Genomic DNA, 16,613 nt, shown 5'->3' with positions numbered 1-16,613 from the left:
CACACGGCAATCGCTAAGCGGTCTGGAACTTGATGATGATGTTCGTCGTGTAGTCCACGGGTTGTCCATTCTTGGTTGCCGGCTGGAATTTATAGCTCGTCGCAGACCGCGTTGCGGCCTCATCCAACCCGTGCCCAAGACCGCGAATCACGTTGTGCACCAGCATCTGTCCCGTCGTCGTAATTGTGACCCGAAGAACAACATCCCCTTGAATCTTGAGTTGGCGGGCCTCATCCGTATACTGTGGAGCCGCATGGCTCAACAGCACTGGAGGAGTCGTCTTGGCCTCTGCCACCGCCGCAGCAGCTGGGGTATTTGAAGCAGCCGACAACCCCGGAATTCCTGCCGAAGCTACCTTGCCCTGACTGCCGGAACCGCCATTGGAAGCCGTGCCTGTTCCCCCTGGAAGTCCTGCCGAAGCTACCTTGCCCATCGTACCTGCACTCGATCCGGATCGAGTGCCGTTTCCGAAGCCGGTGGAACCAACAACGCCACGAGGTGCCTCTGCCTTACCCTGCGAACCACCATAAGGATTGCCCAGCGCGGCCACCGTCGCCGGCTTGTTGGCATTCGGGTTTGGCGTAACGCCATTCAAATCACCGAAATGCACAGGCTGCGTCGAGGGATGCTGTTGCGGAGTCAATGCTGGAGCTGCCGCCGCCGATAGCGCCGCCTTCGGTTGAGGAGCAAGCACCACCGCAGGCTTGGCCGCAGCCACCTTCGGAAGGTTGACCGCTTCCTTCACCATTGGCAACTTCACGTCTGGCTTAGCTTCCAGCTTGGGCATGATAATCTTGGGCGGTTCGAGCTTCACGATCTGCGGCTTGGGCGGCGCAGGCATCTTCGGCGGAGGAGGTATCTTCACCTTGATCTCCGGCGGAGGAGTAGTCGGAAATACAATCTCCGTCTTCTCCAGCTTCCGCGCCTCAAGTTCGTGGTGTGCAACCGTGCCGAACACAAGCAGAAGAATCAGTATCGCGCCGTTAATGATGAAACTAGTAACGATCGACGCAGGGTTACGTTCCGGTTCCGGAAGTAATCCAAAGCGTGCCCGTCCAGCATAGGAATTTGTTTGCATGTCCTCAGTCCTCGATCGCGAAGAATTGAACCGCGGTATGACCGGCGAAAGCCGGGCTGAGTTGCATTAACCTATACGGATACCTTCTGGGGGAGGAAAATCCGTGCATAAAGGCCTGTCCTAAATCTCGCATCCACCCCGTCCAGATCAACAAAATCGCTATCTGGAAGAGACGGATTACAAGAGGATTCGTTCGCACCGCTGACCCGAGACTTTCCGAATTTCTTCCAGTCCCAAAAAATCGACTCAAATGAGTCCAAAGAATATATCGCCTGCTTTCACAATCAAGAGCAATACAAATCAATGATTCGATTAACTCTCAAATGTGATCCATTCATTACACCTGCTGCGGCTCGCCGCCTGTATTGACGGTCTAAGAACAGTGTATAGTAACGCCGGTAACCTGTTCTGCCTGTGTAATAAACTAAACTTAAACCAGATAAGGAAACAAAGGGCATTTTTTTATGAAGATCATGGTCACCGGTGGAGCAGGATACGTAGGCGGTACCGTTGCGGGACTACTCGCGCAGCAGGGCCACAGTGTTGTCGTCGTGGATAACCTTTGCCATGCCCAACGGAATCAAGTACCTGCAGGCGTGGAATTCGTCGAAGCAGATATCGCCGACCGCGCCCGCATCGAAGGCCTCTTTCGCGATGCAACGGCTGTAAACGCTTCCTTCGACGGCGTGCTTCACTTCGCCGCCCTCATCGAAGCAGGCGAATCCATGCAGAAGCCAGAAATCTACTTTCGCAATAACACCGCCTCCACCCTGGCATTGCTGGAAGCTATCCTCGCCTGCGGTCCAAAACGCATCGTCTTCAGCTCCACCGCCGCCGTTTACGGCGAGCCAGAAGCCGTTCCCATTCCCGAAACCGCCAAGCTCAAGCCCACCAATCCCTATGGCGAATCCAAGCTCCTCGTCGAATACATGCTGGAGTGGTTCCACCGGATCCATGGCCTTCGCTCTGCCTCCCTGCGCTATTTCAACGTCGCCGGAGCACCCGAAGTAGGCGGTCACGGAACCGGCAAAATCATCCGCGGCGAAGCCCACGAACCCGAGTCCCACATCATCCCGCTTGTGTTGGACGTAGCGCTCGGCCGTCGTAGCTCCATTAAAATCTTCGGCGACGACTATCCCACCAAGGACGGCACCTGTGTCCGCGACTATGTTCACGTAGCCGACCTGGCGGACGCCCACCTGCTCGCTCTCGCCGCCCTCGAAACACCCCTCGCCGCCGAGCAGCGCCTCATCTATAACCTCGGCAACGGCGCCGGATTTACCGTCAAGGAAGTTGTCGAGTCCGCCCGCCGCGTCACCGGCCACCCCATTCCAGTCGAGCTCTGCCCCCGCCGCGCAGGCGACCCAGCCTTCCTGATCGCCACCTCAGAAAAAGCCATAGCCGAACTCAACTGGAAGCCGAATTACACCCAGATCGACGACATCATCCGCACCGCCTGGCTCTGGCACCAGATCCGCCACAGCAAATAATCCGCAAAGCGGGCTTCGGCACAAATCCCGAAGCCCCCTCAATCTCGAAAATCAATCCGGATGCCGAGCCAGATGCCAAACCGGATACACCGGATCGGCCTTGATCTCCTCAATCTGCGCAGCATGACGCGCCCCATGCTGCGCCATCACCACCAGCCACTGGTAGCAATCAAGATCTCCAAACGCGACATGCGGAAAGAAGTGATCGCGAAGAGGCGCCTGTGTCTCCGCCACAAAAGCCACAGTCCGCGCCCGCGTCTTTCGCAGCTCGGCGACCATTTCCTCCGTATCCAGCCATCGCCTCACCGGCCGAACAACCTCCCGGGCATTGAACTTCACATCGCGAGCATTCGCCAGCCCCAGCACCAGCGGCTCTTTCTCCGCCGCAAACGCCTTCTTATCCAACTCCGCCGGTCTTGCCATCACATCCGCGATCACTCCCATGATGAAGTTCTCAAACGCAATGACATGCTCGATATTCTCCGCAATGGACCACCGCTCCGGCGCTTCCCGAAAGCTCCACTGCTCAGGAGTCAGTTCCCGCACCAGCTCCAGCAGCCGCGCCTCACTCGAATCCAACTGATCCAGCACCAGTTGCCGCTCATGTATTTCCATCTGCCCCTCGTTACATCCAAAGTAATTTGAAAGTGGATTCCTGCAAATGGACCCGTTATCGAAGATTAAATGTAGCTACAAACATAACTGCAAATGTAGTAAATTAGGCTCGTGGACTTCGAGTGGGATCCCCAGAAAGCCGAAGCCAACCTGCGCAAACACAGTGTGAGTTTCGCATTTGCCACAAATGTCTTTTTAGATCCGCATCGCATCGAGCGAATCGAAGATGCAGAGAACTATGGCGAGATTCGAGAATCAGTCATTGGACGGCATGGCGAGTTTATCCTCGTCGTCATCTATACCATGCGGCAGGCAGTTATCCGCATCATCTCAGCAAGGAGGGCGACACGACATGAGCACAACCAATATTGGAATGACTAAATTCAGGCTCGATCCAGAAAATCCTCCCACAATGGCTGAAGAGCAGCTTCAAGCCCTGCGTGATCTCCGTGACGAAGATATAGACCTGAGTGACATCCCCGATCAGAGCGGCAAGACTGGTTGGCGGCGTGCCTCCCAGCCTGTGATGGCCCTTATCCCTGAAGAAAACAAGCAACAAATCACCCTGCGTCTTGACGCCGAAGTCTTGGCTTTCTTCAAGAGCACGGGCAAGCGTTATCAGAGCCGCATCAACGCCGCCTTGCGCGAATACATGAACTCCCACAGCACGGAAATTAAATCCCGCTAGGATTCTGAGTCAGAAATTCGCGCTGTTTTGTCAGCCAAGGTTCTGTAGTCCAGAACGTAGCGAAAGAGCTCCTGTTTCAATGCCTTACGACTGGACAGACCGGGCTCAATTCTGAAACGAATATTAGAAATCCCCATCCCGAACCCCAACCAGGTACAACAAACTATCCAGCCCCAGGTACGAAAGCGAATGCGCCGCCCCGGCCCGCACCACTGGTTTGGCATGGAAAGCAACCCCCATCCCCGCCAGCTTCAGCATCGGAAGATCGTTCGCCCCATCGCCCACCGCCACCACCTGCTCCAGCGAAATCCCTTCCCGCTCCGCCAGTTCCACCAGCAGCGCGGCCTTGCGAGCCCCATCGACAATCTCGCCGCGAACCTCGCCCGTCACCACGCCGTCGGCAATGTCCAGCTCGTTGGCAAAAACATAATCTACCCCGAGCCGCTCCTTCAAGTAAGCGCCAAAGAACGTAAATCCCCCCGAAAGCACCGCCGTCTTGTATCCCAGCCGTTTGAGCGTAGTGAACAGCCGCTCCGCGCCCTCCATCAGAGGAATCCGCTCCAGCAGCTCAAAAACCCGCGTCTCCGGCAACCCCTTCAGCAGCGCAACCCGCCGCCGAAAGCTCTCCTGAAACTCGATCTCTCCGCGCATCGCCGCCGCCGTCACCAGCGAAACTTGCTCGCCAACGCCCAGCATCTTTGCCAACTCGTCGATGACCTCGCCCTGGATCAGCGTCGAATCCATATCGAAGACAAACATCCTTCGGTTGCGCCGAAACACGTCCTCCCGCTGAAAAACCATATCCGTCGCCAGCTCGTCCGCCAGCGCCAGCAACTCCGCGCGCAGCGCAGCCTCCGCCCGCACCTGCCCACGCGCATGAAACTCCACGCACGCATATCCGATCGAACCGACCTGGGCCGTCTCGGATGCCTTTTGCCGCAGCGATCGTGGCCCGGAAAGCTCATCGATCCTGCCGATATTCAGCCCATGCTCAGCCAGAATCCCCGCCACCCGCGACAACACCAGCGCCGAAATCTCCCGGCCCATGACCGTCGCCACGTAGCTCTCTCCGTCACGCTCCCGCACCCAGGCCTCAACAGCCTCCGGATCCATCCGCGTAAACATCACCTTCAGCTTCAGCGCATCCGCATGCGGAGTAAGCCGGTCCCACAGCGATTCGGAGCCTTGCCCCGCAGGCAGTTCGATCAACAGCCCCAGCACCAGCATGCCCTGCACAGATGCCTGGTGAATATCCAACACGCCCGCGCCAAACTCCGCCAGAATCCCCGTAAGTTGCGTCGTCAACCCAGGGCGATCCGCGCCCGAGTAGTGAATCAAAATGGTTTCGCTCATAAGTTGTTCCAATCACCAGCCTATCAGCGCACCTGGCACCGCAGCCGCAGCAGCGATTCAGGCAAAGCAGAGACGTTCAACCTGCCAGCCTGAGCAATGCGGCACGCGAAGCCCCACCCGCCCAAGGTATCCTTGCAGCGAAGGTTCCCTGCGGATGCCAAATCGTAAGACCGAATTGAATTTCACGCGCAGCCTTAGCCGTCGCGGATGGCTCGTCTGCACCGTCATCCTCGGACTGCTCTTTTTCAATAGCCCAAGCTCCCAGGCCTACTCCGTTCTCACCCACGAGCAGATCGTCGATCTCCTCTGGAAGGCCGAGCTTCGCCCCATGCTCCTCGCCCGCTATCCCAACGCGACGGACGATCAAATTCGCACCGCCCACGCCTACGCCTACGGCGGCTGCCTCATCCAGGACATCGGCTACTACCCCTTCGGCAACCATTTCTTCTCGGATCTGGTGCATTACGTCCGCAGCGGCGATTTCGTCTCGACCATGCTGGCTGAGTCCAACGACATCAACGAATACGCCTTCGCCCTCGGCTCCCTCGCGCACTACGCCTCCGATCTCGCCGGACATCCCGCCGTCAACATTGCTGTCGGCGAAACCTTCCCCAAGCTCAGGGCGAAGTATGGTGGAATCGTCACCTACGCCGACAACCCCACCGCCCACATCCGTACCGAATTCGGGTTCGACGTCGTTCAGGTAGCCCGCGACCGATTCACCTCCCAGGCCTTTCATGACTTCATCGGCTTTGAAGTCTCCAGGCCGCTCCTCGAACGCGCCTTCCAGCAAACCTACGGCCTTCCCCTCACCGACGTCTTCCCCAATCTCGACCTCTCCATCGGCAGCTTCCGCTACTCGGTCAGCACTCTGATTCCCAACATGACCCACGTCGCCCTCGCCATGAAAAAGGACGAGATTCTCCAGGAAGACCCCAGCATGACCCGCGAAAAATTCATCTATCACCTCAAGCGCAGCCAGTACCGCCGCGACTTTGGCACCAACTACAAGGGACCGGGCCTCGGCACGCGCCTGCTGGCCATCCTCATCAAAATCCTGCCCAAGATCGGCCCTTTGAAGGCCCTCGACTTCAAAATGCCCACTACTTCCACAGAGACTCTCTACATGCAGAGCGTCAACGACTCCAGGGATCACTACGAGCAGGATCTGAAACTCGTCCAATCCAACGACCTGGCACTGGATAACCGCGACTTCGATACCGGGAAGGAAACCAGGGCAGGTGAGTACTCTCTGACTGACGAAACCTACGCAAATCTGGTGAACAAACTCGCCAGCGAAAAATTCGCCCGGCTCACACCCCAGTTGCAGACCAACATCCTCGCCTTCTATCAGAACCCGCAAACGCCCGCCTTCGCCGCCAAAAACAAACGCAAGTGGAAGAAGACCCAATCCAATCTGGCGCTCTTGAAATCTTTCCCGGCTACCGCATCCAATTCAGATACAGTCCAATCAGCGACTTATACAAAGGTGACCCCGGTGCCGACTCCATGACGATTCGAAAGACGATTCGAAAACCTGTTCGAAAGCTTCTAACCCTCAGCACCCTGGCCTGTGTGGCCATCACCACCTTCGCCTTCCAGCAGAACGATGTTGTTCAACGCGTAGACGCCGCCGTCCACGCCCGCATCGACGCGCTCACCGGCTACACCGTGCAGGAGCATTACACCCTCTATCGCAACGGCGATCCCAATCCCTCCACCGAAGTAACAGTGCAGGTCTCCGAGCAGCACTCCGGCAAAACCTACACCACCATCTCCAAAAGCGGCTCAGCCTTCTTCCGCGCCGCCGTGATCGACAAAGTCCTCGCCAGCGAAACAGAGATGAGCAAACCCGCCAAGCTGGAGGGAGTCCTGCTCACCTCGGCCAACTACAACATGCAGCCTGAGCCCGGCAAAGTCTCCCTCAACAACCGCAACTGCGTCATCGTCGATCTCCAGGCCAGGCGCAAGGATTCGCATCTCCTTAACGGCAAGATCTGGGTAGACGCCGACAACGCAAGCATCGTCCATGCCGAGGGCAAACCCGCCGCCAGCGCCTCAATCTTCTCCGGAGACATCACCATCAGCCGCGACTACACCACCATCGACGGCCTCGCTATGGCCACCCACGCCGAGGCTCACTCGCACAGCTTCCTCCTGGGAGATTCCGTCCTCAAAATTGACTACATCGGCTATCAGATTCAGCGCAGTTCTCCTGCTCCACTCGCAAAACAATGATTCCACTTGGTCATCTAGGGCTTTTGTCCCACTTGCCCATCCGGAGCGCCACCAGATATCGTTGCTTCAACAGGGACAAGCCACAAAAGCGCGTGTACTTCGTCGCAGACTCCCGCTAAAATTCGTCACGATCAGCCTGCTGACAGGCTGCACAATATGCACAATAAAGGATCGTCCATGTCCTCCCGCTCCATGCCCGCTAGTCAAGACCTGCAATCCACCCTCCGCGAAGACCGCGTCTTTCCCCCGCCGCCCGAGTTCGCGGCCACCGCCAACATCAAGTCCCTCGAAGAATACGAAACCCTCTACGCCCGTAGCATCGCCGATCCCGAAAGCTTCTGGGCCGAAGCAGCGTCAGAATTGCACTGGTTCCAAAAGTGGACCAAAGTCCTCGACTGGCAGCTCCCTGTAGCCAAATGGTTCGTAGGTGGCAAAATCAATCTCAGCTACAACTGCGTAGACCGCCACGCCCTCGGCGACAAGGCCGGCAAGACCGCCCTCATCTGGGAAGCAGAGCCCGTTGCGAACGGCAAGGCCGAAGTCCGCACCCTCACCTACGCCCAGCTCCATGTTGAAGTCCAAAAATTCGCCAACGTCCTCAAGTCCCTCGGCATTCAGAAAGGCGACCGCGTAGCCATCTACATGGGCATGACCCCCGAACTGGCCATCGCCCTTCTCGCCTGCGCCCGCATCGGCGCCATCCACTCCGTCATCTTCGGAGGCTTCGCCGCCCACGCCATCGCCGACCGCGTCAACGACAGCCAGTGCGTAGCCATCCTCACCCAGGACACCAGCTACCGCCGCGGCACCGAGATCCAACTCAAGCGCACCGTAGACGAAGCACTAGCCCAAACCCCCAGCGTTAAAAACGTCGTCGTTCTCAAGCGCTCAGGCTCAGCCGTTCAAATGAAAGAAGGCCGCGATCACTGGTGGCATGAACTAGTCGCCAAAGCCGACGCCACCTGCCCCGCCGAGCCTCTCGACAGCGAAGACCCGCTCTACATCCTCTACACCAGCGGCACCACCGGCACCCCCAAAGGCCTCGTCCATACCACCGGAGGCTACGCCGTCGGTACCTATCTCACGACGAAGTACGTCTTCGACCTCAGCAATCCCAACCACCCCAACGACGTCTACTGGTGTACCGCCGACATCGGCTGGGTCACCGGACACAGCTACGTCGTCTACGGCCCACTTCAGAACGGCGCCACCGTCCTCATGTACGAGGGCGCGCCCAACTATCCCGACTTCGACCGCTTCTGGCAGATCATCGACGACCACAAAGTCTCCATCTTCTACACCGCCCCCACCGCCATCCGCGCCTTCATCAAGTGGGGCGACCACCACGTAGAAAAGCATGGTCTGGATTCCCTCCGCCTCCTCGGCACCGTCGGCGAACCCATCAATCCCGAGTCGTGGATGTGGTATCGGGACCGCGTCGGTCAGGGCCGCTGCCCCATTGTTGATACCTGGTGGCAAACCGAAACCGGAGCCATCCTCATCGCCCCTATCCCCGGCGCCGTCCCCACCAAACCCGGCTCAGCCACCCGCCCCTTCTTCGGCATCCAGCCCGAAGTGGTCAACAAAGAGGGTCACCCCGTAGAGCCCGGCCACGGCGGACTTCTCGTAGTCCGCAAACCCTGGCCCTCGATGGCCCGCACCATCTACGGCGACGCCGAACGCTACAAGAAAACCTACTGGTCCGATGTCGAAGGCTGCTACTTCACCGGCGACGGAGCCCGCTGCGATGCCGACGGCTACTACTGGCTGATGGGCCGCGTCGACGACGTCCTGAACGTCAGCGGACACCGCCTCGGCACTATGGAAGTTGAATCCGCTCTCGTAGCCCACCCCAAAGTCGCCGAAGCAGCCGTAGTAGGCCGCCCCGACGATCTAAAAGGTCAGGCCATCGTAGCCTTCGTAAGTCTGGACCTGGCTCACGCCGCAGCCAACACCACCCCCGAAGCCCTGGCTGCTCTCAAAGATGAACTGAAGAAGTGGGTAGCCAAAGAGATAGGCAGCCTCGCCCGCCCTGAAGACATAAGATTCACCGACACCCTGCCCAAAACCAGAAGCGGCAAAATCATGCGCAGACTACTTCGCGAACTAGCCACCAACGGCGAAATCAAAGGCGACACCACCACCCTCGAAGACTTCCAAGGCCTCGCCAAACTCCGAGAAACCGAAGAATAACGAGACCGAAAAGTAACCACTCCCAGCATTTGCATCTATCGTTGCAAAAGCAAGGGCAACTGCAACTGCAGTTGCCCTTGCTTTTCTAGCTGCCCTTGCCGTTGCAATTGTTCTTGCAGTTGCCGTTGCCTCTCTGGCTGTCATTCCCGCAGGGAATCTGCTTCTCCCACAGCACCAACACCAAAGGCATGCATCCAACCTTTAAAGCAAGTCCCAAAGAACCAAAAAGGAGAAACCAATGGCAGACAAACAGGAACAATCCATAGTCTCCACACTAGCCTTCGGACTAATCGGCGCAAGCCTGGTTTTCTACGGCCGCCGCGCCAACCCCGGCATCCTCGCAACCCTGGCCAGCACAGCAGGCTACGGCCTCGTAACCAAAGCCGTAAGCGCAGCAGTCTTCGCAGCCCTGGGCCCCTCAACCAGCTAACGAAAAAGCAACATTGCCATTGCACTTGTTCCTGCTCTTGCAGTTGCACTTGCTTTTCTGGCTGTCATTCCCGCAGGGAATCTGCTTCTCCCACCCAACACCCCAAACCCAGCAAAAACCATAAAATCAACCATGCCAACCAGCACCAAACTAAGAGCCACCTACGCCATCCTCCTGGCAGCAACCCTGATCTTCACCCTTTATGAAGAACTGCATCTCCGCCGCTGGCTCTTCCACAAGTACGGCAGTAGCTCCGTCCTCGCCGGCTCACTGCCAAACTTCCTGGCAGTCGTAATCCTCTCGCTGGCAGTCATGGTCGTAAAATTTCCCCAACGCAACAGAGAAATCATCCGCACCATCCTCGCAGTCGTAGTCGGCCTCACCCTCTACGAAGTCGCCCAGATCTGGATGCCCCATCGAGTCTTCGACTGGAACGACATAGCCGCCACCCTGCTCGGAGGCATCTTCGTCTGGCTCCTGATCATCCTCCCCAGGCAGATGATTCTCCCGCGCAGCAACTAAACCTGCAGAGAATTACCCTCCCAAAGCGCACAATCAGCAGATGCGATCCAGCTCCCCCCATGCCCTTCCATCTGTAATGCCCATCCGTAATGCAGGAGAAGAACCGGGCCGCTCGCACCCGCCCAAAAATCTACATAGCCCCCTGGGGGGGTAAAATTCGCTCTTTATTCGCTCTAATCTATGTGCTGCGAGACTATGCTGCTGCGAGACTAAGCCGTCAGCGAGGCAGCCCTAAACGCCAAAATCGCAAGGCAGCAGCACCGCAAACCGAGCACCGGAGGAACCCGCGCCAGCACCCTGCACAACATCGATTCGCCCGCCATGCCGCTCGACAATTTCCTTGGTAACCCAAAGCCCCAGCCCATTGCCGATATCCGATTTCGTCGTAAAAAACGGCTCGAAAATCCGCTCCGCCAACTCCTTCGGAATCCCTGGTCCATCATCCTCAACGATCAGTCGAATCCACCTCCCATCGCGGCCAACATCTTCCGCAACAGACAAATGCAGCCGAATGATTCCTTTTAAAGAAACAGCATCCGCGGCATTCGACATCAAGTTGGAAACAGCCTGGGTCAACTCGCCCGCCAGCCCATGAACCGGCGGACAATCGCTGAAGTTTCGCTCCACTTGAATACTTTTCGTACTGAATTTATTGCTGTAAAGCTTGATCACATTCTCGATCACCACCGGCAATTCCACCGGTCCGCGTATCGTGGACTCACGATAGAATCCCAGCGTCTGCCGCGTAATATGCGAAACGCGCTCCAACTCCTGCTCCGCCATTTCCAGCGGCTGAACAGCAGCAGCGGGCATATCTTCAATGCTCTTGACGATGTAAATCAGGTTCACCACAGCTTCCAGCGGATTGTTGATCTCATGCGCAAAGGTTGCCGAGAGTCGCGCCGCTGCAGCCAGCTTTTCCGTCTTGCGCAAGATCTCCTGCGACTTGCGCTCCTGAGTCGCATCGCGGAACACCAGCACTACCCCGACCAACCTCTCCCGGTCATCCCGGATAGGCGCAGCACTGTCCTCAATCGGAATCAGTTCTCCTTTTGCATTGCGCAGAACCGTATGATTCGCCAGGCCAACAATTCCACCCAGCTCCATCACCTTCCTCACCGGATTGTCTACAGGCTGATGCGTATACTCGTTGAAAATCGGGAAGACTTCATAGATAGTCTTTCCCTGGGCCTCTGCTAGGCTCCATCCAGTCAGCTCTTCCGCCACTGGATTCACAAACGTCACCAGCCCATTTTGATCGGTTGCAATCACCGCATCTCCCAGGCTGGTCAACGTCACACGGAACCACTCTTCGCGTTCGCCCATCTGCCGCGCATGTCGTTCGCGAAGATCCATCTCCCGCAGAATGTAGTAGCCCAAAGCAATCAAGCCCAGAACCGCCAGCAGGCTGGACAGGTAGATACACGCAAGCGTGACACGCTGGCTATGATGAAAGACCTCTCCCCGTACCTCTGCCAGAGAATTCTCATCAGCCTCCATCGTGTCCAGTTGTGCGCGGATCTTGTTCATATATCGGAGACCCGCATCGGACAGGACCAGCTTCTTGGCATCGTCCATCTTCCCCGATTTGTAGAGGGAGATGGTCTGCTCAAGTTCCTTGAGTTTGAGGCCCGCCACAGTCCTCAGATCCGCTATCCGCGCCTGTTGATGGGGGCTTTGGCTGGTCGCCTGCGCAAGAGCGTCAAGCTGTGCTTCGACCTGCGAAACAGCGGTGTTATAAGGGGCGAGATACTTGGGATCACCCGTATAAAGAAAGCCACGCTGGCCCGTCTCTGCATCCTTCAGCAAAGATTCGGTGCGTTCCAACTCCAGCAATACTTCTTTGGTGTGTGCCAGCGCTTCACGATCACTTGCTTGAATTTCAAACTGGCGCTTGTTCATCAGCGTGGCGGCAACCAGCACAATCAACAGGAGAATGAATCCGCCGATAACACTAAAACGCTTATGATGGGTCTGCATAATGTGGGAGTTTGAGCCCCGTTTCATAGGGATCTGCTACATGTACGAGCAAAAACCGATTATAGATGAGGTGCGTATCGCGCCTTATCCACGCCGCAAATGTGGAGTTAACAGATAGAACAGATGTAAGGATCAGGATCAAGGATGTGGCTGCGCAGCCTCTTCTCCATCGGCCCAATAATGACTTCTTGCCGTCACAACCAGGTTTGGATAATCCTTCAATTTCAACTGCAGCACATGTAATCCAGAGTGCGGCGAAGATGGCTGAAAGCTCAATACATAGCGGTTCGGAACATGGTTCGAGATCGTTACCAAATCCTGCTCCAGTCCGCGTGGATCTTTGAACTGAAAGTACTCGCCGCCCGTCAACCGCGCTACCGTCTCAGATGTATTTTGCCTCATCGCAGACATGCTCGCCATCAAGGCCACCTTCGCAAATCCCAGCGGAGGCACCAGCAGACTCAGGCAGTCATACGCCTGGCCCGCTCTCTTTTTGGACGATTCTTTCGGTGCAGACTTGGTTTTATTGTCAGCGTCCGCGCTATCGGGTTGTGAACTATCGGCAACTGTATCGCCAGGCTCTGCCGTGTCTCCATCCTGCGGACTGTCCTTGCTCATGCATCCGCCCTTGGGACCGGGCGTATCGTTGTTGAGTACACGCGGCCCATCATGCTTAAGGTCTGCACGCGTACTTGAAAATGCCACGCTGTAAATGGCGGTATTCGTATCGCTGATCTTGCGCACAGCCTCTTGTAAAGGCACACGGCTGCCGCGATCGATCGTCTCACTGATCAGCAGAATTGCGCGCCGATACACGGGCGGCTGTTCGGCTAAAATGTCGACGGCAAGTCCCAGACCATCCAGCATGGCGGCTCCATCATCGCCAGGCCGCAGCCCCTGCACCGTGTCTTGAATCACGTTCATATCGGAGGTGAACTCCTGTGCAACTTTGGGGTTGCTATCAAAAGTAACCACAGCCGCGGTATGTTTCACGTCGCCGACCACGGCCTCAATCGTTGGTCCCAGGTCGCGATAGCTGGCTAACCTGCGTCCGCCCGAGCCGCCCGTCTCAATCACTACCACCAACGCCAGCGGTTGATTGTCGGAGTCCTCATCGAGCCGTACTTTCTGCGCGACTCCATCGTCCGTAATGGTGAAGTCGCTGGCCTTGAGTGTGAAGATGAGCCTGCCTGCCCGATCCCGCACCAGCGCAGGCACCAGGACAACGGTGGATTGCGCACTCAGCACCGTTGGCTGTTGCACCGCAGGGTTCGCGTCCTGTGCGCGCAGCATAGGAGTGCAAAGCAGCGGAACACAAAGCAGGGATGCGCCAAGGCACCCAGGAGCGATTACTCTACGGATCGTGATCATCGGCCACCTAAATCCAAATTTAATTTCCAGATATATCGTTCACGAAAAGAACAGTATTCGATTATCGGGTAGATCGGCTGATCAATCGAGCAGATCACGAAATAATCTTCGCTGCGAGCGGCTCGACTAGCCCGGAGCAACCATGCTGGTTTACCCTTACAACCAGTATGAACGCTGGATTCCGCATTCGCATGACGTTGGCTATCGCAATGGGCTTCACCGCCTCAGTTGCGTTTGCCCAGCAGACCACAGCGCCAGCTCCGGCAGAGCAGGCGAAGCCTGCCGAAGAGGAGCTTCCCGATGGGCCCGCACCACAGGCCTCCGCACTGATCCATCCCAATGGACCGTCGGTAGTTTTCGACACCTCGATGGGCCGGATTACCTGCCAGTTTTATCAGCAGCAGGCTCCCAACACGGTCGCGAATTTTATCGGGCTGGCGGAAGGCACCAAGGACTGGATCGATCCCGTTTCAAAGAAGAAGATGCGCCACAAACCGCTGTATGACGGCACCGTGTTTCACCGTATTATTCCGGGATTTATGATCCAGGGCGGCGATCCGGCGGGTTCTGGAATGGGTGATCCAGGCTTTACCTTCGAGGATGAATTCGATCCCAATCTCAACTACGATGTCCCCGGCCGCCTTGCTATGGCCAATAGCGGGCCGAATACCGACGGCAGCCAGTTCTTCATCACTGAGGCACCGTACGATTCGCTCAACCAGCACTACACGCTTTTTGGACAATGCGATGCAGACGGCGTAGAAGTCGTGAAGGCAATTGCGCGTGTTCAACGCGATGCAGACGATAAGCCGCTCACACCCGTTGTTCTGCGCAAGGTCACGATTGTCCGCGAAGGCCAGCCGCTTCCACCTGCACCTAAGACAGCAGAAGCTGAACCGAGAGCGGCAACAGGCGCAACAGCAGCGCCCAAGCAGTAGTTCAACAAGGTAACTAGCTAGGCGCAGATAGCAGAGCAAGATACCAGAGCCAGATACCGGAGATAGATCAGGGTATCCTGCACTTTAACCGGACTTAGATGTCCGCAAGCACCAAAGAGGAGTTTTCATGGCATTGACAGTTGGAACTTATGCGATCTTCAACACAACAGAGGGCAAGATTACTGTTCGCCTTTTTCCTGAGATAGCTCCGATCACGGTGTCTAACTTTGTCGAGCTCGCTGAAGGCAAGCGTGAATGGACTCACCCGGTCACCGGGAAGAAGTCCACCGACAAGCTCTATGACGGAACAATTTTTCATCGCGTGATTCCGCAGTTCATGGTGCAGGGCGGCGATCCGGCCGGCACTGGCATGGGTGGACCTGGCTATCGCTTTCAGGACGAGACCAAGGGTTCGCCACACAAGTTTGACAAGCCGGGCAAGCTGGCTATGGCCAATGCCGGACCAGGCACCAACGGCAGCCAGTTCTTCATCACGACTGCGCCGACGCTGTGGCTGACGGGCAACCACACCATCTTTGGCGAAGTTGTTGAAGGCCAGGAGATCGCAGAGAAGATCACCGCTGTTCCGCGTAGCTCGCAGGACAAGCCGATCAAGCCGGTCGTACTTGAGTCGGTTGTTATCGAGCGTATTGCCTAGTTATTCCAGAGCAGGTTGGTCACTCTCTTCAAGAGAGTGACCAACCTGCCGAATATATAGATATCTAAAAATCAGTTACCGTTCCTACCTAGAATACGAATCGCCCAGTTACACAAAGCTCGTGGTTATACGGGTGAAAATGGCTCGTGGCAATCTGAATTCCAGCACCTGTTACAACACTAAGCCGCGATTTGGGGTCATGCGGTTGTAGCTTGATTTTGCCGATCACTACGCCGGGAGTCAGGAACTCCTGTACCTTTCCATCGCTTGTGCCGCCTTTGTAATATGTGGCATTGCTTTCTAACTCCGGCCAGAAATATTTGCCGACGTGATATTGAGCCACGGTGTTCCAGAGTATGGGGCGTCCAGCGGTCTTGTACGTTGTATTGCCAAGAGGCAATGTGGCTCCAAGCGTGGTCTGGACGTCAAATCGACCGTATCCTTTGCCTCCACCGAGGTTAGGTTGCAGCGTGGCGTCGTGCGATCCGTTGGAGTAACTGCCGGTCGGAATAGTCGCTACAACAAATCCGGTAAAGGTGTAATTGCCGTGCTGTTCGTTGCCGGTTAAGAAGCGATATTTGCCGGTGAACGATAAGTCGGCTGCTCCGTCTTTGGCCTGGGTGTTGTGCTCAATGTAAGAGGGAAGATTGACTACCAGTTCTGTGTTGGCCCAGGGAACAAGGTTGAAGCCTTTGCTGTTGCCGAAGTTCCATGTATCCGTACCGGTGGGAGCAATCTGGCGAGTCGCATCGAAGCGAGCGATTTGAATAAGTCCGGTGGTCGTTGTGACCAGGGGCACGATCCATCCCGGTTGTTTGGCCTGGGTTGCAGTCGTGCGTGCGGCCCAGTTATGAAAAAATCCGTTTATGCCGGAAGCATTTGTTTGCGCATGGGAGTTGATCGCAACGAACGCAAGGAGAAGGGAAGTTAGGGTTATCTTCATGTGCACCTGTCAAGAGGGTGAGAGTTAGGTGGACGAACTGGTATGTAGAAATATCTCAAGTTAAGTTCGAGAGGATTCGTAGTTTGCAATAGAAAGGCCGCTCTGGTTAGAGCGGC

Annotated in this window: 16 protein-coding genes; 10 read left to right on the top strand and 6 right to left on the bottom strand. The window is 56.5% G+C overall.

Going from position 1 to position 16,613, the window contains the following annotated elements; all coding sequences use genetic code 11:
* Positions 1-13 precede the first annotated feature (13 nt).
* On the bottom strand, positions 14-1,078 hold the full coding sequence (locus tag OHL19_RS18900; RefSeq protein WP_263359384.1) for an energy transducer TonB: 1,065 nt from the start codon (positions 1,076-1,078) through the stop codon (positions 14-16).
* Positions 1,079-1,542: 464 nt separating this feature from the next.
* On the opposite strand from OHL19_RS18900, the gene galE reads away from it, so the two are divergent.
* Entirely contained in the window at positions 1,543-2,568 is a 1,026-nt protein-coding gene (gene galE / locus OHL19_RS18895; protein WP_263359383.1) for a UDP-glucose 4-epimerase GalE, read from the top strand.
* Between the two features lie 51 nt (positions 2,569-2,619).
* Here the strand turns inward: galE and OHL19_RS18890 are convergent, their stop codons facing one another.
* Complete coding sequence (locus OHL19_RS18890) at positions 2,620-3,183, bottom strand: DinB family protein (protein ID WP_263359382.1); 564 nt, start codon at positions 3,181-3,183, stop codon at positions 2,620-2,622.
* A 111-nt stretch (positions 3,184-3,294) separates the two neighbouring features.
* Between OHL19_RS18890 and OHL19_RS18885 the strand changes: the two genes are divergently transcribed.
* Together OHL19_RS18885 and OHL19_RS18880 are read left to right on the top strand one after the other, a co-directional pair.
* Positions 3,295-3,564 (top strand): BrnT family toxin, encoded by a 270-nt coding sequence (locus OHL19_RS18885; RefSeq protein ID WP_263359381.1) that lies wholly within the window; start codon positions 3,295-3,297, stop codon positions 3,562-3,564.
* Positions 3,536-3,871, top strand: a complete 336-nt coding sequence (locus tag OHL19_RS18880; protein ID WP_263359380.1) for a BrnA antitoxin family protein — start codon at positions 3,536-3,538, stop codon at positions 3,869-3,871. Before OHL19_RS18885 ends, OHL19_RS18880 begins: the two co-directional genes overlap by 29 nt.
* A gap of 123 nt (positions 3,872-3,994) precedes the next feature.
* On the opposite strand, the gene serB is transcribed toward OHL19_RS18880, so the two are convergent.
* On the bottom strand, positions 3,995-5,224 hold the full coding sequence (gene serB, locus OHL19_RS22970) for a phosphoserine phosphatase SerB (protein WP_317890596.1): 1,230 nt from the start codon (positions 5,222-5,224) through the stop codon (positions 3,995-3,997).
* Positions 5,225-5,378: 154 nt separating this feature from the next.
* Between serB and OHL19_RS18865 the strand changes: the two genes are divergently transcribed.
* The 5 genes from OHL19_RS18865 (at position 5,379) to OHL19_RS18845 (ending at position 10,607) form a co-directional block, all read left to right on the top strand.
* Positions 5,379-6,737 carry a zinc dependent phospholipase C family protein gene (locus tag OHL19_RS18865; RefSeq protein WP_263359379.1) on the top strand — a complete coding sequence of 453 codons (1,359 nt, stop codon included), beginning with the start codon at positions 5,379-5,381 and terminating at the stop codon, positions 6,735-6,737.
* Positions 6,734-7,462, top strand: coding sequence for a hypothetical protein (locus OHL19_RS18860; protein WP_263359378.1), 729 nt, complete (start codon positions 6,734-6,736; stop codon positions 7,460-7,462). Before OHL19_RS18865 ends, OHL19_RS18860 begins: the two co-directional genes overlap by 4 nt.
* A 177-nt stretch (positions 7,463-7,639) precedes the next feature.
* Positions 7,640-9,655, top strand: a complete 2,016-nt coding sequence (gene acs, locus OHL19_RS18855) for an acetate--CoA ligase (protein WP_263359377.1) — start codon at positions 7,640-7,642, stop codon at positions 9,653-9,655.
* 238 nt (positions 9,656-9,893) lie between these two features.
* Entirely contained in the window at positions 9,894-10,085 is a 192-nt protein-coding gene (locus OHL19_RS18850) for a hypothetical protein (RefSeq protein ID WP_263359376.1), read from the top strand.
* A 132-nt stretch (positions 10,086-10,217) separates the two neighbouring features.
* Positions 10,218-10,607: a VanZ family protein gene (locus OHL19_RS18845; protein WP_263359375.1), complete on the top strand. Its 390-nt coding sequence runs from the start codon at positions 10,218-10,220 to the stop codon at positions 10,605-10,607.
* 231 nt (positions 10,608-10,838) lie between these two features.
* Here the strand turns inward: OHL19_RS18845 and OHL19_RS18840 are convergent, their stop codons facing one another.
* Both OHL19_RS18840 and OHL19_RS18835 read right to left on the bottom strand, forming a co-directional pair.
* A complete protein-coding gene (locus OHL19_RS18840; RefSeq protein WP_263359374.1) occupies positions 10,839-12,614 on the bottom strand; it encodes a CHASE3 domain-containing protein in 1,776 nt (591 codons plus the stop codon).
* A 111-nt stretch (positions 12,615-12,725) separates the two neighbouring features.
* Positions 12,726-13,958 (bottom strand): vWA domain-containing protein, encoded by a 1,233-nt coding sequence (locus OHL19_RS18835; protein ID WP_263359373.1) that lies wholly within the window; start codon positions 13,956-13,958, stop codon positions 12,726-12,728.
* A gap of 191 nt (positions 13,959-14,149) precedes the next feature.
* Here OHL19_RS18835 and OHL19_RS18830 point away from each other — a divergent pair, with 191 nt between their 5' ends.
* Both OHL19_RS18830 and OHL19_RS18825 read left to right on the top strand, forming a co-directional pair.
* Complete coding sequence (locus OHL19_RS18830; RefSeq protein ID WP_263359372.1) at positions 14,150-14,896, top strand: peptidylprolyl isomerase; 747 nt, start codon at positions 14,150-14,152, stop codon at positions 14,894-14,896.
* A 127-nt stretch (positions 14,897-15,023) separates the two neighbouring features.
* Positions 15,024-15,554, top strand: coding sequence for a peptidylprolyl isomerase (locus tag OHL19_RS18825; protein ID WP_263359371.1), 531 nt, complete (start codon positions 15,024-15,026; stop codon positions 15,552-15,554).
* Between the two features lie 88 nt (positions 15,555-15,642).
* Here the strand turns inward: OHL19_RS18825 and OHL19_RS18820 are convergent, their stop codons facing one another.
* Positions 15,643-16,497, bottom strand: coding sequence for a hypothetical protein (locus OHL19_RS18820; protein WP_263359370.1), 855 nt, complete (start codon positions 16,495-16,497; stop codon positions 15,643-15,645).
* Positions 16,498-16,613: the final 116 nt, after the last annotated feature.

This window comes from Acidicapsa ligni, from assembly GCF_025685655.1.
Lineage (GTDB): Bacteria > Acidobacteriota > Terriglobia > Terriglobales > Acidobacteriaceae > Acidicapsa > Acidicapsa ligni.
This window is presented reverse-complemented; position numbering and strand designations above follow the sequence as displayed.